At 42.4% G+C, this 20456-nt stretch carries 20 protein-coding genes and 1 pseudogene; 4 read left to right on the forward strand and 17 right to left on the reverse strand.

The genetic code is table 11. The annotated features are described in order from the left end of the window. Positions 1 to 654: an ABC transporter permease gene (locus tag NSQ52_RS16140; protein WP_024719832.1), complete on the reverse strand. Its 654-nt coding sequence runs from the start codon at positions 652 to 654 to the stop codon at positions 1 to 3. A gap of 13 nt (positions 655 to 667) precedes the next feature. After that, the gene (locus NSQ52_RS16145) at positions 668 to 1816 is read right to left on the reverse strand and encodes a betaine/proline/choline family ABC transporter ATP-binding protein (protein ID WP_135009680.1); all 1149 of its coding nucleotides are present in this window, start codon (positions 1814 to 1816) and stop codon (positions 668 to 670) included. A gap of 269 nt (positions 1817 to 2085) precedes the next feature. Between NSQ52_RS16145 and NSQ52_RS16150 the strand changes: the two are divergent. Then, positions 2086 to 2619, forward strand: a pseudogene (locus NSQ52_RS16150) (GbsR/MarR family transcriptional regulator); the annotation flags it as partial. 58 nt (positions 2620 to 2677) lie between these two features. Here NSQ52_RS16150 and NSQ52_RS16155 read toward each other — a convergent pair. Beyond that, complete coding sequence (locus tag NSQ52_RS16155) at positions 2678 to 3313, reverse strand: NAAT family transporter (RefSeq protein WP_024719834.1); 636 nt, start codon at positions 3311 to 3313, stop codon at positions 2678 to 2680. Between the two features lie 118 nt (positions 3314 to 3431). Here NSQ52_RS16155 and NSQ52_RS16160 point away from each other — a divergent pair, with 118 nt between their 5' ends. Next, positions 3432 to 3896, forward strand: a complete 465-nt coding sequence (locus NSQ52_RS16160) for a hypothetical protein (protein WP_144666068.1) — start codon at positions 3432 to 3434, stop codon at positions 3894 to 3896. Between the two features lie 15 nt (positions 3897 to 3911). Further along, positions 3912 to 4376, forward strand: a complete 465-nt coding sequence (locus NSQ52_RS16165; RefSeq protein ID WP_024719836.1) for a GNAT family N-acetyltransferase — start codon at positions 3912 to 3914, stop codon at positions 4374 to 4376. Positions 4377 to 4396: 20 nt separating this feature from the next. Here NSQ52_RS16165 and NSQ52_RS16170 read toward each other — a convergent pair whose 3' ends face one another. The 13 genes from NSQ52_RS16170 to NSQ52_RS16230 all read right to left on the reverse strand — a co-directional run bounded on the left by NSQ52_RS16170 (position 4397) and on the right by NSQ52_RS16230 (position 17905). After that, positions 4397 to 4678 (reverse strand): hypothetical protein, encoded by a 282-nt coding sequence (locus tag NSQ52_RS16170; protein WP_008347692.1) that lies wholly within the window; start codon positions 4676 to 4678, stop codon positions 4397 to 4399. Next, complete coding sequence (locus tag NSQ52_RS16175) at positions 4679 to 5044, reverse strand: hypothetical protein (RefSeq protein WP_144679174.1); 366 nt, start codon at positions 5042 to 5044, stop codon at positions 4679 to 4681. It abuts the gene before it with no gap. Then, positions 5041 to 6438: a hypothetical protein gene (locus tag NSQ52_RS16180; protein WP_342473579.1), complete on the reverse strand. Its 1398-nt coding sequence runs from the start codon at positions 6436 to 6438 to the stop codon at positions 5041 to 5043. The genes NSQ52_RS16175 and NSQ52_RS16180 overlap by 4 nt, the downstream gene beginning before the upstream one ends. Then, positions 6410 to 7177 (reverse strand): ABC transporter ATP-binding protein, encoded by a 768-nt coding sequence (locus NSQ52_RS16185; RefSeq protein ID WP_024719839.1) that lies wholly within the window; start codon positions 7175 to 7177, stop codon positions 6410 to 6412. Before NSQ52_RS16185 ends, NSQ52_RS16180 begins: the two co-directional genes overlap by 29 nt. A 59-nt stretch (positions 7178 to 7236) precedes the next feature. Further along, on the reverse strand, positions 7237 to 7506 hold the full coding sequence (locus tag NSQ52_RS16190) for a hypothetical protein (protein WP_039169204.1): 270 nt from the start codon (positions 7504 to 7506) through the stop codon (positions 7237 to 7239). A gap of 280 nt (positions 7507 to 7786) precedes the next feature. Then, positions 7787 to 9079, reverse strand: a complete 1293-nt coding sequence (gene eno / locus NSQ52_RS16195; RefSeq protein ID WP_003212752.1) for a phosphopyruvate hydratase — start codon at positions 9077 to 9079, stop codon at positions 7787 to 7789. A 29-nt stretch (positions 9080 to 9108) separates the two neighbouring features. After that, entirely contained in the window at positions 9109 to 10644 is a 1536-nt protein-coding gene (gpmI, locus tag NSQ52_RS16200; RefSeq protein WP_017359214.1) for a 2,3-bisphosphoglycerate-independent phosphoglycerate mutase, read from the reverse strand. Next, a complete protein-coding gene (gene tpiA / locus NSQ52_RS16205; protein WP_017359213.1) occupies positions 10637 to 11398 on the reverse strand; it encodes a triose-phosphate isomerase in 762 nt (253 codons plus the stop codon). The genes gpmI and tpiA overlap by 8 nt, the downstream gene beginning before the upstream one ends. 30 nt (positions 11399 to 11428) lie before the next feature. Then, on the reverse strand, positions 11429 to 12613 hold the full coding sequence (locus tag NSQ52_RS16210) for a phosphoglycerate kinase (RefSeq protein WP_144679172.1): 1185 nt from the start codon (positions 12611 to 12613) through the stop codon (positions 11429 to 11431). Positions 12614 to 12826: 213 nt separating this feature from the next. Then, positions 12827 to 13834, reverse strand: coding sequence for a type I glyceraldehyde-3-phosphate dehydrogenase (gene gap, locus NSQ52_RS16215; RefSeq protein WP_007500174.1), 1008 nt, complete (start codon positions 13832 to 13834; stop codon positions 12827 to 12829). Between the two features lie 31 nt (positions 13835 to 13865). Continuing rightward, positions 13866 to 14903 carry a sugar-binding transcriptional regulator gene (locus NSQ52_RS16220; RefSeq protein ID WP_008347711.1) on the reverse strand — a complete coding sequence of 346 codons (1038 nt, stop codon included), beginning with the start codon at positions 14901 to 14903 and terminating at the stop codon, positions 13866 to 13868. A 288-nt stretch (positions 14904 to 15191) separates the two neighbouring features. Continuing rightward, the gene (locus tag NSQ52_RS16225; protein WP_342473581.1) at positions 15192 to 16610 is read right to left on the reverse strand and encodes an amino acid permease; all 1419 of its coding nucleotides are present in this window, start codon (positions 16608 to 16610) and stop codon (positions 15192 to 15194) included. Positions 16611 to 16711: 101 nt separating this feature from the next. Further along, positions 16712 to 17905 carry an ornithine--oxo-acid transaminase gene (locus tag NSQ52_RS16230; protein ID WP_024719842.1) on the reverse strand — a complete coding sequence of 398 codons (1194 nt, stop codon included), beginning with the start codon at positions 17903 to 17905 and terminating at the stop codon, positions 16712 to 16714. Between the two features lie 209 nt (positions 17906 to 18114). On the opposite strand from NSQ52_RS16230, the gene NSQ52_RS16235 reads away from it, so the two are divergent. Continuing rightward, positions 18115 to 19557, forward strand: coding sequence for a sigma 54-interacting transcriptional regulator (locus NSQ52_RS16235; RefSeq protein ID WP_035389431.1), 1443 nt, complete (start codon positions 18115 to 18117; stop codon positions 19555 to 19557). Between the two features lie 27 nt (positions 19558 to 19584). On the opposite strand, the gene NSQ52_RS16240 is transcribed toward NSQ52_RS16235, so the two are convergent. Further along, the gene (locus tag NSQ52_RS16240) at positions 19585 to 20322 is read right to left on the reverse strand and encodes a FadR/GntR family transcriptional regulator (RefSeq protein WP_047945671.1); all 738 of its coding nucleotides are present in this window, start codon (positions 20320 to 20322) and stop codon (positions 19585 to 19587) included. Between the last annotated feature and the right edge of the window lie 134 nt (positions 20323 to 20456).

The following is a 20456-nucleotide window of genomic DNA, read 5'->3' on the forward strand; positions in this document are numbered from 1 at the left end:
TTATGAAACTTCCTTCAATCCTTTTAAGCCTTCTGGTGTTACTTTTTTCTCAAGCTTCATCAATGTAAGGTCAATGATGACCGCTAAAATAGTGACAGGGATTGCACCCGCAATAATGTATTCCGGCTGGTAAAGCTGAAGCCCAATTAAAATGTAGTCACCAAGACCGCCTCCACCGATAAAAGCAGCAAGTGTTGTCCACCCAATTAAATAAATCGTTGAGGTTCTGACACCTGCCATAATGACCGGAACAGCAAGCGGCAGTTCCACAAGACGAATTTGTTCCCATGTCGTCATGCCAATTCCTTTTCCAGATTCAAGCAAGTTTTTGTTCACACCTTGAACACCGGCATACGTATTTCTTAAAATAGGCAAAACGGAATAGAAAAATAGCGCAACGATCGCAGGTATTTTTCCAACTCCCAAAATAGGAATAAAAAATGCAAGAATCGCTAAACTAGGGAGTGTTTGAAAGATATTCACGATGCCGATGACAAAACCGGCGCCTCTTTTCATTCGTGTAAGAATGACGCCTAAAGGAACGGCCACGATAATGCCTAACACAACGGCAATTAAAGAAATGTATAAATGCTCCCACATTTTTGTGAGGAGTTCCCCACCATTTTTCTCAAGAAAATCGATGATTTGATCCATGTGTACACCTCCCTTAGTTCATTTCAGTGACAGCCTCCGGGGTATCTTCTCCCCAAATAGAGTCATATACAACATCTACAAGACTTGCACGTGTGACGATGCCTTTTAAGTGCCCTTTTGCATCGACAACCGGTACATATTTAATGCCGCGTATTAAGATCTTTCGGACAGTATCTCTAAGAAGTGCACCTTCTTGTACTGTATAAAATTCTGTATTTAAAATATCGCCAACGAAGGCTGCTTTTCTGCGGTTTGCATCGATGGTTTCAATGTCGATATAGCCTTTTAGCACATGATTTTCATCAACGACAAGCAGGGAATCAACCCGCTTTTCTCTCATAATAAAGATGGCATCTGTCAATGTTTTTTCGACGGTAATTGTGACTGGAGACGTGTTCATCATTTGTTCCACACGTTCCATATTCGGGTTTGACTGAAGTAGACGTTCTTTCCCGATGAATTCTTCTACGAATTCGTTCGCAGGGTTACGTAAAATGTCATCTGGCGTGCCCACTTGGACAATCTCTCCATCTTTTAAAATGACAATGCGGTCTGCAAGTTTAATCGCTTCATCCATGTCATGTGTGACAAATACGATTGTTTTATTTAACGTTTTTTGCAGTTTCTTAAATTCTTCCTGCAATGAATCTCTTGTAATTGGGTCAAGTGCTCCAAATGGTTCATCCATCAGGATTAAAGGGGGTTCTGCTGCGAGTGCGCGAAGAACGCCGATACGCTGCTGCTGTCCTCCACTGAGTTCATGAGGGTAACGCTCTAAGTATTCCGGCCCCATGTCGACGAGTTTGAGCAATTCACGCGCTCGTTCTTTTCGTTTTTCTTCCGGCCACTTCAGCAGCTTCGGCACAAGGGAAATGTTTTGTGCGATGGTCATATGAGGGAAAAGTCCAATTTGCTGAATCACATAACCAATTTCTCTTCTTAATTGGACTGGATCTTTTTTCATAATGTTTTCTCCCTCGATGAATATGTTTCCTGAGGAAGGTTCAATCAGTCGGTTAATCATCTTCATGGTTGTCGTTTTACCACAGCCACTCGGTCCAATAAAACAAATAAATTCTCCTTTTGCTATTTCTAAATCAATATTTTTGACAGCTTTTTTTCCGCCTTTATACGTCTTAGATACATTCTCTAGTTTCAGCAAATGAGACACCTCCAATTAGTCGGATATATATTTTCAGAAAATTTACACCTTATTTATTATAGTGCAAACTTTATAAAATAAAAAGTTTACGATGTGTTTGTATTGCATAAGATTTATTTAAAATTTTCAGTTAACGGCCTGATATGTACTGATCCCTCCTTTTTCCTCCAACTTACGAGCAAATACTCAATATTTATTGTTTTCATCAACAAACAGGTATATGATATATTGTGTTACAAATTGTCAGTCGTGAAGGGATGAAGCGGGGAATGGACAAGCAAGCGTTAGGCGCCATTCAAAAAGCACAGGATCATTATATTGAAAAAGCTGCCGAGAACATGAATGCCTTTGGTCTTTCTGCCACAGTGGGTAGAGTGCTTGGTATCATTCATATGAACCGTAAACCAATGACGCTCGGTGAGCTCTCAGAGGCGACCGGCATGAGCAAAACAAGAATGAGTCAAGTCGTTCGAGAAATGCTTGATTTGAATATTGCTGAAAAGGTTTATGAAAAAGGAATACGCAAAGATTTATATGACGTTGAGCAAGATCAATATCAAACCTTTATTTCATTGTTTGCAGCCAATTGGTCACGTGTTGTCAGCAAAAATCGCAAGGCACATAAGAAGACATGCAAGGAATTGCTGGAGCTGCTTGAACAAGATGACCTGCCAGAAGAAACAGTAGATAAAATCAATCTTCTTCTTTCAGAAATCAAGGAAAGTCTCGATTATTATGACTGGATTAGCCGTTTAATTGAGTTCTTTGAAAGTGAAGAAGTATTTCAACATGTGCCAAAACCTTAAAAAAAGCTGTTCTATTTTACAATTTTGTAGAAAAAAACAGCTTTTTTATATACACTTATGACATCAGCATTGGGAACATCCCTTTGATCCCTGCACCAATCATCTCAACTGCCACAACAGCTAGAATCAATCCCATTAATCGTGTCACGACATTCATCTCTGTTTTCCCCATTTTTCGCATAATGAAACTTGAATAATGAAATGCATAATAGGTCATGGCAAGTACGACCACAATGCCAATAAGAATTGCAAGCAGATGAAGCGTTACTTGGTGGCTTCCTGGGGTTAAGCTCATGACGGTCGCAATTGTACCAGGTCCTGCAATGATCGGAATGGCGAGTGGGGTCACCGAAACATCAGCCTTCTCCTTGCTTTCTGCCTTTTCATCCGAATGAGGGTTTTGAACATGTGATTCTTTTGCATTTAGCAAATTGTAAGCGATACCAAAAATAAAAATACCTCCGGCGATACGGAGTGCATGGATATCAATGCCAAACAATTTGAAAATGAGCCTGCCTGCCAAAAGAAAGGCAATCAAAATCATAAAAGACACAACAATCGCTTTTTTGGCCGTCTGGGATCGTTCTTTTTCTGAGTAGCCTTCTGTTAAAGTGATGAAAAGAGGCACGTTTCCAATGGGGTTTGAGACAGCAAATAGTGACACAATGACATGAATCATAAAGGAAATCAACAGACACCCTCCTTTTTTCATAGTGTCTGCTAATCTGATGCGAATATTCCCTTGTTCTGTTAAAACCTGGTTTATTTTAACCGATGATAATAGAGGTTTAATGAAAGGGGAATAGAACATGAAAAAAAACATCACGATCATTGTCTTGTCTGTGATCATCCTAGGTGCAACTGGCTGGATTGTGTGGCAGCAGCAGTCGCTCACCGCAGCAGAGAATAAACACCAGCAAGAAATGAGAAAGAATGATGAGCAGCTGACACAATTAAAGTCAGAAGGAACGGATATGAAAGATGAAATGGATGGTCAAAAAAAGGAATTGTCCACCGTCACAAACAAGCTGAAGAAAGAAAAGAAGGCGCATCAAAAAGAAATCAAACAACGTAAAGCGCTTGAATTGAAAATAGACCAGCTTCAAAAAGAACTGGCAGCAGCGAAAGCAACGGCTCAAGCGAATAAGCAGGCAGCACAAACGACAAGGAAAGCAACTGTCAAAAAAGACCCAAATGTCACCCATCATCCTCCTTCTCAATGGGTGCAGGATCAATATGATTGGGGTGTTAAACAAGGGTATATCAAAGAATAGAGAGGATGAAATGATTTGATACAGATTCGGCCATTGTCTCATGATCAATCTGTTCCTATGGATCTTTTACTATTAGCTGACCCTTCAACTGAAAAAGTCCTTGCCTATGTACAATCTGGTTCTTGTTATGTTGCTTTTCATAAACAGGACATGATTGGTGTGTATGTTCTGACGCCTCTGTCTCAGCAGACAGTGGAAATCATGAATGTCGCCGTGAAGGAGTCATGGCAAGGTAGAGGAATTGGGAAGCAGCTGATCCGCCATGCTATTTCAGAAGCCCAGGCAGCTGGCTTTCATACAATTGAAATTGGCACAGGCAACTCTAGTATTCAGCAGCTCGCCCTTTATCAAAAATGCGGTTTTCGCATGGCGTCTATCGACCACGATTTCTTTCTGAAGCACTATGATGAACCGATTTATGAGAACGGTATTCAATGTATGGATATGGTGCGGTTGTCACTCGTTCTTCAAGCAGACTGACTTCATTCAGCCTGCTTTTTTTATGTTCTGCTCTTTTTCACTGCATGAATCACATATTGAATCAAGAAGTAGAGAGCGGCACCCGCTAAAAAACAGACCACGCACCCAAAGAGCGTTGCCTCTGAGCTGAATTGATACTGTTCAATTTTCATGATATAAAATGGCATACCAAAGAGAGTTGGACTTGATTCAACATGATGAACCTCTAGCAGCATTAAAAATACTGGCGTCATAAACACAGCAAACACATAAAGCATCGCAAGCGTTAAGCCGCTAGAAAACGAATGAAATACTTTAACCATTTAGTTCTCTCCTTCCATCTCTTTTAAACTGGTGATGATATTTTTCCCGTCTGGGCAAGCTGGATGCAGCATCACTGTATTTAATAAAGAAAAAAGCAGCAATGGATGCGTCAATGGATGCCCCCACATGAAGAAAAGCACACCCGAGCAGATCACTGGAAACAGAGGACCTGCAAGTGCCACCATCACATTAAAACCCGGCCGTGAAAATTTCTCATGGACAATCGACACGTGCTTCCAATCGATCATCACCACATAATCAAAGATGGGTTTTTTTTCGATTTTGTTGCACACCATCACCATCAGGATATGACCGAGTTCATGAATGAGCACAACTGCTATTAAGCAAAATAAAAGCGTCATCATCGCACAATCGGCCTCTTTAGCATGGCAGCATATATGAAGATGAAGAATGCGGCTGAACAAGCCATATAGACAGTTGAGAGCAGCTGGATATTTGCTGAAAGCCACTGGACTAAAAGCATATCCAACATACTGAACACAGCAATCATCATCACGATCACAAACAGTTTATTAAATTCACTAATCTTCATGACAAACCCGACACATGCCGCCATGACAGTGATCAATAAAATGGACAAACTCGCCAAACCGTGCCCTTCACTTTCGACCCCTATCATGAAATAAGCAAGCCCGATATAGACAAAATAAATCAATACATTCATTGTGTAATAAAATAAAATTCTTGATAATAAATAGGCACCCTTTGATGTATTTAACATAAAAATGGCTCGCTGATGGAGATGATATTCCCTGCCAATCATGAGCGGTAGCATAATAAGTATTTCCTTTAACGCAAACTGCACAATAAAAGCATACAGCAAGCCAGTCTCTGCCGGAGTAAAGATCAATGGGAGACCTATCGTGAAACAGACAAGAAACAGGAACAAAATACCTTGTTCTTTAAACACAGCTGATCGGCTAAAATAAACAAGCTCCTGCCGCAGATGTGTGAAAAATGAAGAATCCGATCTGATTTTTTGGTAAGAAAACGACTTCACCTCTACCTTTAGCTGCAAAAACATCCGATTGACATAACAAGCCGCCAAGCCCTTCAGCCAAAACCACCCTGCACATAGAAAGATCATCAGAAATACAAGATAGATAGACGGCCATACGTGAATCATCTCAACCGTTTTTTGAAAAAGGAGAAACACGAAAGCACCAAGCGTCACAAATCCGAGCGTTTGCAGCAGTAAATGCTCCTTTGTTTTTGATATAAAATGGCTCACACCAATGCGTATCAGCATCCAAGAAGCAAGTGTACAGAGCGCCAATCCACAGCAAGTGATCCCTACCACAATGATCCAATACAAAGATAGTGTAACGCCGCTAATGATCAGCCCTAATAGAATGGGTAAAAAAAGCAGACCAAGCATGATGAAACAAAACAGCACCGGAAAGAAATACACACAAAGGACAAATGAGACACTTTGCATCGCACTATTCAAAAAGAAGAACTGATACTCTTGACGCTTCATTTTATGACGGGAAAAGACAATCCCTGCTCCCAAAAGCAGCAGGGTCATTTTCACAAATTGAAGGTATAAAGCAACTGGTTCGCTCTCCCCTACTTGCATAAAAAAACGCAGGCTCATGACAACGTATATGGCGTAGATCAGCAACATAAAAACGGCTGCGGCGAGAAGCTGCAAAGGATATTTTTTGCCGAGCTGCTTGATTTTCGTTGTGAGCATGCCCCATTCTATTTTATGAAGAACGTGTCGTGTCCAAGTCATTGAGCAACCTCTCCACCTGCATATAGTAATCTTGATTCACTTCTTTATAAATATCCTCAAGTGCTTGATGAGGGAATGTTTTGTTTGTTTCTTGACGTGACATATCCAGCTTGATATCACCGTTTCTTAAGATCATGAGGTGATCATACAAAGTCTCACCAAACCCCAAATGATGGGTAGAAATGAGAATGCCTGCGCCTTGATCTCTCAGCTTCATGAGCACCTTTTTTAAGATGATCATCATATCTGGATCAAGTCCATTTGTGGGCTCGTCGAATACATAATAATCACAAGGCCTGAGGAGCTGTGAAATGATTTGTGTTTTCTTTTGATTGCCATGAGACAACTGGGCAATTGGCTGATCCATATAAGGTTTCAGCTCAAAAAGATCGACGAAGGCCTCTTCTCGAGGTCCATTTCGTTTGTCTGGAAGCTGGAGTAAATGGAAATATTCTCTCGGCGTTAAATAATCAAACAAAGCATGATCATCAGGAATATAGGAAACATGTTCTTTCAAAAAGGAGATATGTGCTGAGGATTGAAAATTCAGCTGTTTACCATGCAAAGAGACAAAACCCGTAAATGGTGTCAGGCCAAACATAGACTGAATCATCGTGGTCTTTCCTGCACCATTATGCCCCAAAAGCAGAAGCATACGTCCTTTCTCCACATTTAACTGAATATCGCGGAGAGAAAAGGTGCGGCTATACGTTTTTTCTGTTAAGTGTAATGTCAGCATCATGTCCCTCCATTTATTTCAGATAGAACAGATGACCCCGCATCTGTTCTCACCATTTGTTAGAAGCCGCATTTGATTTTAATATACAGGCCTAAAAACTTGAACTCTCCTAAAAATTTCGAGCCTTTTCCAAATGTTTTGCATGCCCAAATCAAAGCGGCAACTGTCACAATGCCTAAGATAGCGGCAAGGACATAAATCCAAAATGCATTTTTCTGTACGTTCTTAGAAGTTAGAATTCGTTGCTTCCTTTCATCATATGCCGCCAGTAGGTGAAGGACATACATGTACACGCCTACTGGAAAACGAAGGCTAAAAGGATTCAGCATCTCATCACCCCCTAATATATGTAAAATGATACCACCCCCATGCAAATAGCATAAGTTCAATTCAGATCATATTTTTAGTAGAGTTTTCATGATTTATTGCTTATAAATCGTCAAGCTCATCGTTTCTCCTCTGACTGAAGGATGATTTTTTACAAAAATAGGATATGACAAAGGAAGCAGAGCTAATTCTCTTGAGCCAGCTTTGCGTCTTTATTTCAACATAAAAAAAGCGCTGCGATACGCTCTTTTCAAAAGAGCGCACGCAGCGCGTTGCTTTACATTACTTATTCAAGTTGTAGAATGTAGCAATGCCGTGGTATTGAGCCGTTTCAGCCAATTGATCTTCGATGCGAAGTAATTGGTTGTATTTCGCCACACGGTCCGTACGAGACGGAGCACCTGTTTTGATTTGTCCAGCGTTAGTTGCAACTGCAATGTCTGCAATTGTGCTGTCTTCTGTTTCACCAGAACGGTGGGAGATAACAGCTGTATAGCCTGCACGTTTCGCCATTTCGATTGCATCAAATGTTTCAGTTAATGTACCGATTTGGTTTACTTTGATGAGGATTGAGTTACCAACGCCGTTTTTGATTCCTTCAGAAAGCTTCTTCGTATTTGTTACGAACAAGTCGTCTCCTACTAGCTGAACCTTGCTGCCAAGACGCTCAGTTAATAGTTTGTGACCTTCCCAGTCGTTTTCGTCAAGGCCGTCTTCGATTGAGATGATTGGGTATTTCGATACCATATCTTCATACCAGTCAACCATTTCAGCAGATGTTTTAACAACACCTTCGCCTGATAAATGATATTTACCGTCTTCTTTGTTATAGAACTCAGAAGATGCAGCATCCATCGCAAGTTTGACTTCTTCACCTGGTTTGAAACCAGCTTTTTCAATCGCTTCTACGATTGTTTGAAGTGCTTCTTCGTTAGAACCAAGGTTTGGAGCGAATCCACCTTCGTCACCTACAGCTGTGTTTAAGCCTTTCGCGCTTAATACAGATTTCAGGCTATGGAAGATTTGAGCGCCCATGCGAAGTGCTTCACGGAAGTTCGGTGCACCTACAGGCATAATCATGAATTCTTGAATGTCTACGTTGTTATCCGCATGCTCTCCGCCGTTGACGATGTTCATCATCGGTACTGGAAGCGTTTTGGAGTTGAATCCACCAAGGTATTGGTAAAGTGGAATTTGTAAGAAATCAGCAGCCGCACGTGCTACAGCGATAGATACGCCAAGGATTGCGTTTGCGCCTAATTTCCCTTTGTTTTCAGTTCCGTCAAGCTCGATTAACATTTTGTCAATTGCTACTTGTTCAGTGACATCAAAGCCCAAAAGCTCTGGTGCAATGATTTCGTTTACGTTGTTTACAGCTGTCAGAACACCTTTTCCAAGGTAACGGTCTTTGTCTCCGTCACGTAGTTCTACTGCTTCATATTCACCAGTAGACGCACCACTTGGTACTAGTGCACGGCCAAAGCCGCCAGATTCTGTGTAAACTTCTACTTCAACTGTTGGGTTACCGCGAGAGTCTAATACTTCGCGTGCATATACGTCAACAATGTATGGCATCGTTATTTCTCTCCTTTTGAATCAATTTGTTATTTTTGAATCAATGATGTTCCTGTCATCTCTTTTGGTTTTTCAAGACCAAGTAAGTCTAAAAGCGTTGGAGATAGATCGGCTAAAATGCCGCCTTCTCTAAGCGTCGCCCCTTTTTTCGTTACGATGACTGGAACAGGGTTTGTCGTATGTGCAGTATGCGGCTTTCCTTCTTCGGTAATGAGCACGTCTGCGTTACCGTGGTCTGCCGTGATGATGGCATGTCCGCCTTTTGCTAGGATTGCGTCGACTACAGCTCCTAAGCACTCATCTACTGCTTCAATGGCTTTAATTGTTGGCTCAAGCATACCTGAATGACCCACCATATCTGGGTTAGCAAAGTTCAGAATGATCGCGTCATGCTTGTCCGCATTGATGTCTGCAACAAGTGCATCCTTTACCTCATAAGCGCTCATTTCTGGCTTGAGGTCATAGGTTGCGACATCTGGTGAATTGATTAAGATGCGGTCTTCTCCAGGAAATTCTTCTTCACGCCCACCGCTCATAAAGAACGTCACGTGAGGATATTTCTCTGTTTCAGCAATCCGCAGCTGCTTCAATCCATTTTGAGAAAGTACTTCTCCTACTGTGTTATCCAAATTCACTGGTTTGAAAGCCACATAGCCATCTACCGTTTCACTGAAGTGTGTGAAGCAGACGAAGTGTAAATCCTTCGGATGTGCTTCTCCGCGGTCAAACGAGCGGAAATCTTCATTTGTGAATGTGTTTGAAATTTGAATCGCACGGTCTGGACGGAAGTTATAGAAAATCACAGAGTCGCCGTCATTTACTTTTGCAACCGGCTCACCATTTTCTCTCGTAATGACAGATGGAATAACGAACTCATCGTAGATTCCATTTTCATAGGAGTCATCAACGACATCATAGATGTTTTGATAACTTGGGCCTTCACCATACGCCATCGCGCGATATGCTTTCTCCACACGATCCCAGCGCTTGTCACGGTCCATTGAGTAATAGCGTCCAGAAAGTGTTGCGACTTCTCCGACACCAATTTCTTTGATTTGTTCTTCAAGCTGTTTTAAGTACACTTTCGCTGTCTTCTGACCAACATCACGTCCGTCTAAGAAACCGTGAATGTATACTTTAGTTAAGCCTTCTTTTTTCGCTAGTTTCAGCAAGGCAAAAAGATGCTGGATGTGGCTATGCACACCGCCGTCTGACAAGAGACCGAATAGATGAAGGGCCTTGTCATTTTCTTTTGCATAAGTCATTGCATCTAGGAACGTTTCGTTTTTCTCAAATTCCCCATCACGAATGGCAACATTCACTCTTGTTAAGCTTTGGTACACGATGCGTCCTGCACCGATGTTCAAATGCCCAACTTCAGAGTTCCCCATTTGACCTTCTGGGAGACCCACTGCCTCACCTGAAGCCGTTAAGGTTTGATGCGGGAATTCGTTCCAGTAGCGGTCGAAGTTCGGTTTCTTTGCTTGGGCAACAGCGTTACCGACTGTTTCGCCTCTTAAACCGAATCCATCTAAGATGATTAATGCAGCTGGTTTCTTACTCATATTGACCTTCCTCCAATAATTGAACGAAAGACTGAGGTTCTAAGCTTGCGCCGCCTACCAAAGCACCGTCAATATCGGATTCTGCCATATATTCTTTAATATTCGCAGGTTTCACGCTTCCGCCATATTGAATGCGAAGGCTGTCTGCCGCTTCTTGACCAAATTCGCTTGCAACCGTTTGGCGAATGTGCGCACAAACATCGTTTGCATCTTTTGCTGTAGAAGATTTACCTGTACCGATCGCCCAGATTGGCTCATAGGCAATCACAGATTCAGCGACTTGCTGCTTCGTTAAACCAGCTAGTGCTTTCTTCACTTGATCAGCGACAAGTTCGTTTGTTTTGCCTGCTTCACGCTCTTCAAGCGTTTCACCTACACAGATGATTGGAACGATGCCATGCTTGAATGCAGCATGTGCTTTTTTGTTCACTGTTTCATCTGTTTCAGCGAAGAATTCGCGGCGCTCTGAATGACCGATCACTGAGTAGCCGATGCCAAGATCTTTAAGCGCAGCAGGGCTGATTTCACCAGTGAATGCACCGTTTTCTTCAAAGTGCATGTTTTGCGCACCAATTTTAAGGTCTGTTCCGTTAGAAAGGCTGTTCAGCTTTTCAAGGAAAAGGGCTGGTGCACAGACAATAGATTCCACTTTGTCAGGAGATGGAATAGATGACTTGACTTCTTCAACGAAGCTTACAGCTTCACCAAGTGTTTTGTTCATCTTCCAGTTCCCAGCTATAATTGGTTTTCTCATGATTGACACTTCCTTATAGCAGTTTTGGTCTTATTTATCGTTTAATGCAGTCACACCTGGAAGTTCTTTGCCTTCCATAAATTCAAGTGAAGCGCCGCCGCCTGTAGAAATATGGCTCATCTGATCGGCAAGACCAAATTTCTCAACAGCTGCTGCTGAATCTCCACCGCCAATGACAGAATATGTATCTTTTGCTTCTGCCAGTGCTTCTGCGATTGCTTTTGTTCCTTTAGCGAATGCATCGATTTCAAATACACCCATTGGTCCGTTCCAGACAACAAGTTTGCTGTTTTTAATGACATCAGCATACTTCTCTCTTGTCTCTGTTCCAATATCAAGTGCTTCTAGATCACTTGGAATTTCAGAGATTGGCACAATGCTTGTATTCGCATCATTTGAAAAGTCGTCGGCTACCAGAACATCTGTTGGAATCAGGAAGTTCACGCCTTTTTCTTTTGCACGGTCCATAAAGGATTTCGCTAAATCTACTTTGTCTTCTTCTAATAGAGATTTCCCTACTTCGTGGCCAAGTGCTTTTACAAATGTATAAGCAAGTCCGCCGCCGATGATCAGGTTGTCCACTTTATCAAGAAGACTTTCAATCACACCGATTTTATCCTTTACTTTTGCGCCACCGATAATCGCTGTAAATGGGCGATCAGGGTTTGAAATGGCTTTTCCTAGAACCTCAAGCTCTTTTTGCATGAGAAAGCCTGAAACAGCCGGAAGATACGCTGCAATACCAGCTGTGGATGCATGTGCACGGTGTGCAGCACCGAACGCATCATTGACATACACATCGGCTAAATCAGCAAACGCTTTTGATAATTCAGTATCGTTCTTTTCTTCACCAGGATAGAAACGAACGTTTTCAAGCACTAGCACATCTCCTTCTTTTAAGTCAGAGATTTGCTTTTTCACGTTGTCGCCGTAAGCTTCATCTGCTTTTTTCACTTCTTGTCCAAGAAGCTCTTGCAGACGTTTTGCTACAGGTGTCAGACGCAGTTCTTCAGTAACTTGACCTTTCGGACGACCCAAATGACTAGCTAGTAGTACCTTTGCGCCTTGTCCTGTTAAATACTCAATCGTTGGTAATGCTGCGCGAATACGAGTATCATCCGTCACTTTTCCGTCCTTCATTGGAACGTTAAAATCTACGCGGCAGAACACAACTTTACCTTTTACGTCAATGTCTTTTACTGATTTCTTATTCATGCTCGTCAGGAGATCCTCCTTTATTCTGGTTTCCTTACGCATTGGACAAGTCTCTCTTTATCCTTTTCCCATTTTGCCCTCATCAAAACGAGAAATCGTGCAGAACGGATAAATACAGAGAAAAAGGGAAAGGGATGCTTCCCCTTCCCTTGTCCGTCTTCATTATATCGTGTCTCTAGGAAAGAACCAAGTGAGTTCCTTCAGTGTGAGAAATTAAAGACCTTGTTTTGCAATGTAAGCTGCAAGGTCAACAACGCGGTGAGAATATCCACTCTCGTTATCGTACCAAGAAATGACTTTCACCATGCTGCCTTCCATTACCATTGTAGAAAGAGCATCGATTGTTGAAGAGTTTGCATTACCATTGTAGTCACCAGATACTAATGGCTCTTCGCTGTAGCCAAGGATTCCTTTAAGTTCTCCTTCAGCCGCTTCTTTAAGTGCTGCATTTACGTCTTCAGCTGTCACATCTTGATTTAATTCAGCAACAAGATCAACTAAAGAAACGTTAGGTGTTGGAACACGCATAGCGCCACCGTTTAATTTACCTTTAAGTTCAGGCAATACAAGTGAAACAGCTTTCGCAGCACCTGTAGAAGTTGGGATGATGTTTTCCGCAGCTGCACGAGCACGACGGTAGTCTTTGTGCGGAAGATCAAGAATTTGTTGGTCATTTGTGTATGAGTGAACAGTTGTCATCATACCGCGTTTGATACCAAATTTATCGTTAAGTACTTTTGCAAATGGAGCTAAGCAGTTTGTTGTACAAGATGCATTAGAGATGACATCGTGGCTAGCTGCATCGTATTTGTCTTCGTTTACACCCATAACGATTGTGATATCTTCTTCGTTAGCAGGAGCAGAGATGATGACTTTTTTAGCGCCAGCTTCTAAGTGTTTAGCAGCGTCTGCACGTTTTGTGAAGAATCCAGTAGATTCAACAACGATTTCTACGCCTTGTTTACCCCAGCTTAATTTCGCAGGGTCACGCTCAGCTGATACTTCGATTGTTTTACCGTTCACTACTAAGTTCGTACCGTCTACAGAAACCTCTGCATCTAGTTTTCCGTGAACAGAGTCATATTGTAAAAGGTGTGCAAGCATGTTAGCGTCTGTTAGATCGTTAACCGCTACTACCTCAACTTCAGGATTGTTTAATGCTGCACGAAATACGTTACGTCCAATACGTCCAAATCCGTTAATACCGACTTTTACTGCCATGATGTTTCCTCCTTTTATAGGTCACAATGTTTTATATTGAGGGATCTATTGACTCCCTTAATAACTCTTTTGCGGCTCCTTCGTCTGTGACGAGAACCGTTCGGCGGGGTTTTTTGAAATAAGCTTCAATGGCCCCAGCCTTTGATGATCCACCTGCAACAGCAATGATGTGTGGAATGCTTTCTAAATCATCTAGCTGCATGCCGACGGAGTGCACTTTGTGGACGACCTCGCCATCACGATTAAAGTAATAGCCAAAAGCCTCTGTCACTGCGTCATGCTCATCAATCTTTTTTAAATCTTCAGCAGGTGTGTTTCGTCTCATCGCCATTGTTTTTGCTTCACCGATTCCATGAATAAGCATCGTGGATGATTTAATTGTTTGAAGCACTTCTTTGACGGACGGCTCTTCAATAATGGAAGAGTAAGCACCTTCTGACAGCTGTCCTGGAACAAACAGCAGTTTGTAAGTACCGGAAGCTTTTTCAGCCATGTGGGCACAAATGGTGTTTGCCTGATTTTTTACATTCTCCCCAAGACCGCCTCTCGCAGGGACAAACATCATGTCGCGATTTTTGGCATCAGGGGTCATCATTTCGGCAACAGCTTCCATCGTCGTTCCGCCAGTGACGGCGACGATATTATTTCCAGTAAACCTTTTTTTCATACATTGGACAGCAGCTCTTCCCATTTCTTGCTTCACCCACGGGGATTCATCGCTGTCACCAGAAACAATGATGACTTCTTCCAGGCCTAATTTCCTCTTTAATGTATTTTCCAAAAAGGTTAAACCTAAAACGTCCTTCATCATTCCTTCAAGCATTTCAAGCAAAGCATGACCTTCAGTCGTCAGCATCATACCGCTCGTTTTGACATCCAGCAGATTTTGTTCCTTTAAGAACTGAACTTCAGCTCTTAAGATACGTTCACTGAGACCAAGACTTGTCGCAAGACTTCTGCGACCAATTGGTTCCGCTAATCTGATGTACTGCAAAATGTCGTAGCGCTTTTGCATAACTGTGAGAAGATCTGGTAATAATTTTTTTTGAGCTTCCAATAAACGATTCATGGCTAACGACCCTTTCTTTTCACGTTGGACTAAAAACGTCCCACTGTGACAAAAAACGTCCCGCCACAGCCAAAAAAAATCAATCCCTGCTTTCTTTAATTATTTTAACAGGATAATCTTGCATTTTCAACTCTTACAAACACATTTAGACAAAAAATAGACACATTTTGACCGATAACCTGCTTGTCATCTAGCTTTCCGCTATTTTATTTTTTTCAAACTATTTATTTTCTTCTATATTGAATGCATTTGTCTTTGAAAAGGTGCAGGCGGTCAAAAGCCGCCTGCTTATGTTTTCGGAATCGTTTTCTCTTCATTAAACCGTTTCGCATCTTCCTTCGGTTTAATCTTGAGGTAGTAAATGATGTAGCAGGCGGCCATAAATGGAACTCCGCAATAAAGACCAATCCGCTGATCCTCAATAAAGAATAAACTGATAAGAACAATGCCAAATGCGATAAAGCCTGCTAATGGCACAAATGGATAAAAAGGCGTTCGGAAGACAAGATCCTTTACATCTCCGCCCTCTTTTATGAATTGTCTCCTAAAGAAGTATTGGGATAAACAAATCGACATCCAAACCACGACAAGCACCATACCCGAAATGGATATGAGCCAGACATATACCGTTTTTGGTGCTACAACACTCGTGAGCAGTGATAGAGCGGATACACCCATTGTCACCAATAAGGCATTGATCGGGATTTTACGTTTGGATAATTTTTTCGTGAAAACAGGTCCTTTCCCGTCTTTTGAAAGCGCCCAAAGCATACGTGATGATGCATATAATCCAGAGTTCGCTACAGATAAGACGGCTGTAATGATAATAAAATTCATGATATCTGCAGCGTATGGTATGCCGACCTTGTCCAACACCACAACAAACGGACTATCCACCGCGCCGGCGGTCTGCCATGGCAGAAGCGCTGCAAGAACCGCAATGGATAAAACAAAAAAGACCATCGTCCGCCAAATAATATTGCGAATAGAGCGTGGGAGTGTTTTTTCTGGATTTTCACTCTCCCCTGCTGCAATCCCTACAAGCTCTGTTCCTTGAAAGGAGAAATTGACTGTGACCATGGTTAATAAAATCGCAAAAACACCATTAGGAAAAAGTCCGCCATGATCCGTCAAATGGCGAAATAGAGGGGCAGGTTCCCCGCCTTTCAAATGAATCATTCCGAAAATTGCGCCAATTCCAATGATAATAAACAATAAGATCGCAGCAACCTTGATGGCTGAAAACCAAAACTCGGTTTCAGCAAAGCTGCGAGCTGAGATGGCATTGATGGCAAATAAGATGACGCTAAAGGCAAGACACCAAAGCCAAACTGGGATATCAGGAAACCACCTTTGGAGTAGAATCCCTGCTGATGTAAATTCAAGTCCGATCGTACATGCCCAGCTAAACCAATAGAGCCAGCCGATCATAAAGCCTGTGGACGGACCAATATATTTGGTTGCATACTCCTGAAAGGAACCAGCTGTCGGCATCGCCACTGCTAATTCACCGAGACAGAGCATGACCAAATACATGAGTAACCCGCCAATGATAAACGAAAGAATGGCTCCCCCTGGGCCTGCTTGATGAATAATGAGTCCTGACCCAAGGAAAAGGCCTGTTCCGATAACCCCGCCTAAGGCAATCATAAAAAGATGTCTGCTTTTCATGGAACGCTCTAGTTCATTATGCTGTTCTGGCTTCAAATCCGCTTCCCCACTTTCACTCTTCTATTCATCAACCTTTGACAAAATTCGCCGTTCATTGAAAGAGAAAGGGAGAATTTGAAGGCTTCTCCCTTGATCATTTATGCTTGAAATAACGCTTGGATATGAGCAATTGCCCAATCCAAGTCTTCTTTTGAAATGGTAAGCGGCGGTGCAAATCGAATCACTGTCTCATGGGTTTCTTTGCATAACAGCCCTGCTTGCTTGAGCTTCTCACAATAAGGTCTAGCTGCCTCAGTCAGTTCCATCCCAATAAATAGTCCACGCCCGCGTACTTCCTTAATCACAGGACTTTGAATGCGTGATAGTTTGTCTTTGAAATATTGCCCAAGCTCCAGTGAGCGCTCGGCAAGCTTCTCGTCGATTAAAACATCTAGTGCAGCAAGTGATACTGCGCACGCAAGAGGATTCCCGCCGAAGGTAGACCCGTGAGACCCTGGATTAAATACACCTAAAATATCACGGTTTGCGACAACACACGAGATCGGGAATACGCCGCCGCCAAGTGCTTTACCAAGAATCAGCATATCCGGCTCAATGTCTTCCCAGTCGCATGCAAACATCTTGCCGGTCCGCGCTAATCCCACTTGAATTTCATCTGCGATCAATAACACATGTTCCTTCTCACAGATCGCTTTTGCCTCTTTTATAAAGCCCTCAGGCGGCATGACAATGCCCGCTTCCCCTTGAATCGGTTCAAAGAGAAAAGCCGCTGTTTGCGGAGTGATCGCTTCGCGTAACGCCTCAATATCTCCATAAGGGATGAGCTTTATGCCTGGAAGCATCGGACCGAAACCTCTTTGATATTCTGCTTCCGAAGAAAGTGACACAGCCGTCATTGTACGACCATGAAAATTCCCGGTACATGCAATAATTTCTGCCCGATTCTCTTCGATTCCCTTGACATCATAGCCCCATCGTCTCGCTGCCTTTACAGCCGTTTCCACAGCCTCAGCACCCGTATTCATTGGCAATGCCATCTCTTTATTCGTTAATTTGCAAATCTTCTCATACCATGGGCCAAGCTGATCATTATGGAAGGCCCTTGATGTAAGTGTCACGCGGTCAGCTTGTGTTTTAAGCGCTTCAATAATGCGGGGATGGCGATGTCCTTGGTTCACTGCAGAATATGCACTGAGCATATCCATGTAGCGGTTGCCCTCAGGATCAGTCACCCACACTCCCTCAGCCTCTGAAATCACAATTGGCAACGGATGATAGTTCGCCGCACCGTATTGTTCTGTTTGATGAATCAATGCTTTTGTCTGTGTCATCGTGTATTCCTCCTTCTATATGCTTGCCTCTTTTGATTGGGTTCATCTTCACTCTTATATTATGCAAGGATCATGCCAACTTAGTGATCGCTCTGTATCTAGGATTGTGCTCATCTTTAACGCAAAATAATTTTGCGTATGCAAATTTTTTTAGAGGAAACCGCAAAATTTTTCATGTAAAATAGAGGTAATGTCTGGAGGTGGCGCAAGTGAAAAAAGATCAGCATACCGCAAAGCTCGAAAATGAGATTGATCTATATAAACAAATGCTCGATTTAATTGATGTTGGGGTTCACGCCATTGATGAAAATGGTAATACCATTGTTTATAACAAAAAAATGATGGAGATCGAATCTTTAAAACGTTCTGATGTCCTTTATAAAAATGTCTTAGACCTCTTTGTGTTTCAGGATGAGATGCACAGTACACTTGTCCAAGCGCTGCGAACCGGGAAACAGACGGTTCATGCAAAGCAGACGTATCACAACTACAATGGAAAAGAAATCACAACGATTAACCATACATACCCGCTCGTTCGAGACGGTTTGATTCAAGGAGCGGTTGAAATTTCGAATGATGTCACGAAACTGGAACGGCTCATTCATCACAATATGAAGAAAAAAGGAAACACACGCTTTACATTTGATTCAATCATTGGGGAGAGTCCTGCCTTTTTAGAAGTGATTGAACATGCGAAACGAGCCACACGTACCTCTTCTTATGTGCTGATTGTTGGTGAGACAGGGACGGGGAAAGAGCTATTTGCACAAAGCATTCATAATGGCAGCAGCCGTTCATCTGGACCATTTATTACGCAGAATTGCGCAGCACTGCCTGATAACCTCATTGAAAGTCTGCTTTTTGGAACACAAAAAGGGGCTTTTACAGGGGCAACAGATCAGCCCGGTCTATTCGAACAAGCGCAAGGAGGTACACTGCTTTTAGATGAGATCAACTCATTACACCCAGCTCTTCAAGCAAAACTATTGCGCGTCTTGCAAGAGAAACGTGTAAGAAGGTTAGGCAGTACAAAGGAAATCGCCATTGATGTGAGAGTGATTGCTAATATGAATGAGGACCCTGTGGATGCGATCGCAGGTGGACGGATGCGAAAGGATTTATTTTACCGGCTTGGCATTGTCACCTTGTTTATCCCGCCACTCTCTGAGCGAAAAGAAGACATCCCCACATTTGTCATGCATTTTATTCAAAAATATAATGAACTGTTTCAAATGAATGTGAAGGCGGCTGATGAAGAGGTACTTGCCCTGTTCCAAACGTATCATTGGCCGGGCAATGTAAGAGAACTGGAGCATGTGATTGAGGCTGGAATGAATATGATGATGGACGAAACATACTTAAGCATGCATCACCTTCCTTACCATTTCCGTTTCAAGCAAGGAGAAGGACGTCCTAGTGAACACATGCAGATGAGTCCGCTTAATCTAGCAGCTGCAGCTGATACGTTTGTCTACACGAGCTCAGATCATACAACTGATTTCCAAACCCAAATGGAACGATTTGAAAAACAATACATCGTCCATTACTTAAATAAAATGGACGACAATATTTCACAGACTGCAAAGATATTGGGCATGAGCAGGCAAAGTCTGCAATATCGAATGAAAAAATTGCATATTTCTCTTCAATAATAGAGCTGTGCCGTTTTTCGGCACAGCTTATTGAATATCTGGCTTTCCTTCCTGTTCTTGCAGCACATCACCAAGAAGTTGTTCTACTTTTTCCAAATGTGTAAGCATCGCCCTCTCCGCTTCTTCTGGCTGCTTGTCCATGACAGCTTGATAAATACGTTCATGGTCTTTGTAAAGCTGACGTATGGACGCTTTTCTTGAAAATAACACGATTTTTCTCGTTTCCCGCATCGTTTCAATTAATAAGGATGAGACCTGATTCATTAACGCCGCCAGTAAATGATTCTTTGAGGCTTTAGCGATGGCAAGATGAAATGTAAGGTCTGCCTCTTCACCAATTTCTTTATGCGCTTCTGCACGCTTCATTTGTTCAAGTGCCTCATGCAGTCGATGGAGGTCCTCGTCTGTCCGCAGCAATGCTGCCTTTTTGACAGCACCTGATTCAATGATTGATCTCACTTCTAGAAGCTGCACGATATCCTGCTGCTTCATCAAAAAAGCAGGAGATAAACAAAATGTGAGCTGCTCAGGATCGAACTGCTTCACATATGTGCCTTCTCCTTGCTTCATCTCTATTAATCCGATCGCTTTCAGAGCGGACAGCGCCTCTCTCACAGCGGAACGGCTGACTTGAAAGTTTTCAGAAAGTGCTTGAACCGAGTCTAATTTTTCGCCCGGAAGAAGCTCCCCCGTTCGAATGGATTCGACTAATGCGTCCGCAATTTCTTCATATATTTTTTTCGTTTTGATTTGTTTATATTTCAATTGGTCTCACCTCATCACTGTTGTCTACCCTATCGCCTCATGCCCTATCTTATACTTTACCCCAAAATTCAGATCACACGTCTTCCCTTTTTTCAATTCTCAAGAAATCTTCTATCACTCTTTCACTCATCAAA

The sequence above is a fragment of the Bacillus sp. FSL W8-1141 genome, from assembly GCF_038593205.1.
Lineage (GTDB): Bacteria > Bacillota > Bacilli > Bacillales > Bacillaceae > Bacillus > Bacillus altitudinis.

Coding starts and splice junctions, on each gene's coding strand:
- NSQ52_RS16190 (WP_039169204.1), bottom strand. CDS start 7,506: ATGCTGAATCCTTTTAGCCTTCGTTTTCCAGTAGGCGTGTACATGTAT.
- NSQ52_RS16170 (WP_008347692.1), bottom strand. CDS start 4,678: ATGGTTAAAGTATTTCATTCGTTTTCTAGCGGCTTAACGCTTGCGATG.
- NSQ52_RS16210 (WP_144679172.1), bottom strand. CDS start 12,613: ATGAATAAGAAATCAGTAAAAGACATTGACGTAAAAGGTAAAGTTGTG.
- gpmI (WP_017359214.1), bottom strand. CDS start 10,644: ATGAGTAAGAAACCAGCTGCATTAATCATCTTAGATGGATTCGGTTTA.
- NSQ52_RS16185 (WP_024719839.1), bottom strand. CDS start 7,177: ATGCTGACATTACACTTAACAGAAAAAACGTATAGCCGCACCTTTTCT.
- NSQ52_RS16140 (WP_024719832.1), bottom strand. CDS start 654: ATGGATCAAATCATCGATTTTCTTGAGAAAAATGGTGGGGAACTCCTC.
- eno (WP_003212752.1), bottom strand. CDS start 9,079: ATGCCATACATTGTTGACGTATATGCACGCGAAGTATTAGACTCTCGC.
- tpiA (WP_017359213.1), bottom strand. CDS start 11,398: ATGAGAAAACCAATTATAGCTGGGAACTGGAAGATGAACAAAACACTT.
- NSQ52_RS16220 (WP_008347711.1), bottom strand. CDS start 14,903: ATGAATCGTTTATTGGAAGCTCAAAAAAAATTATTACCAGATCTTCTC.
- NSQ52_RS16175 (WP_144679174.1), bottom strand. CDS start 5,044: ATGATGACGCTTTTATTTTGCTTAATAGCAGTTGTGCTCATTCATGAA.
- gap (WP_007500174.1), bottom strand. CDS start 13,834: ATGGCAGTAAAAGTCGGTATTAACGGATTTGGACGTATTGGACGTAAC.
- NSQ52_RS16230 (WP_024719842.1), bottom strand. CDS start 17,905: ATGACACAGACAAAAGCATTGATTCATCAAACAGAACAATACGGTGCG.
- NSQ52_RS16160 (WP_144666068.1), top strand. CDS start 3,432: ATGAAAAAAAACATCACGATCATTGTCTTGTCTGTGATCATCCTAGGT.
- NSQ52_RS16180 (WP_342473579.1), bottom strand. CDS start 6,438: ATGACTTGGACACGACACGTTCTTCATAAAATAGAATGGGGCATGCTC.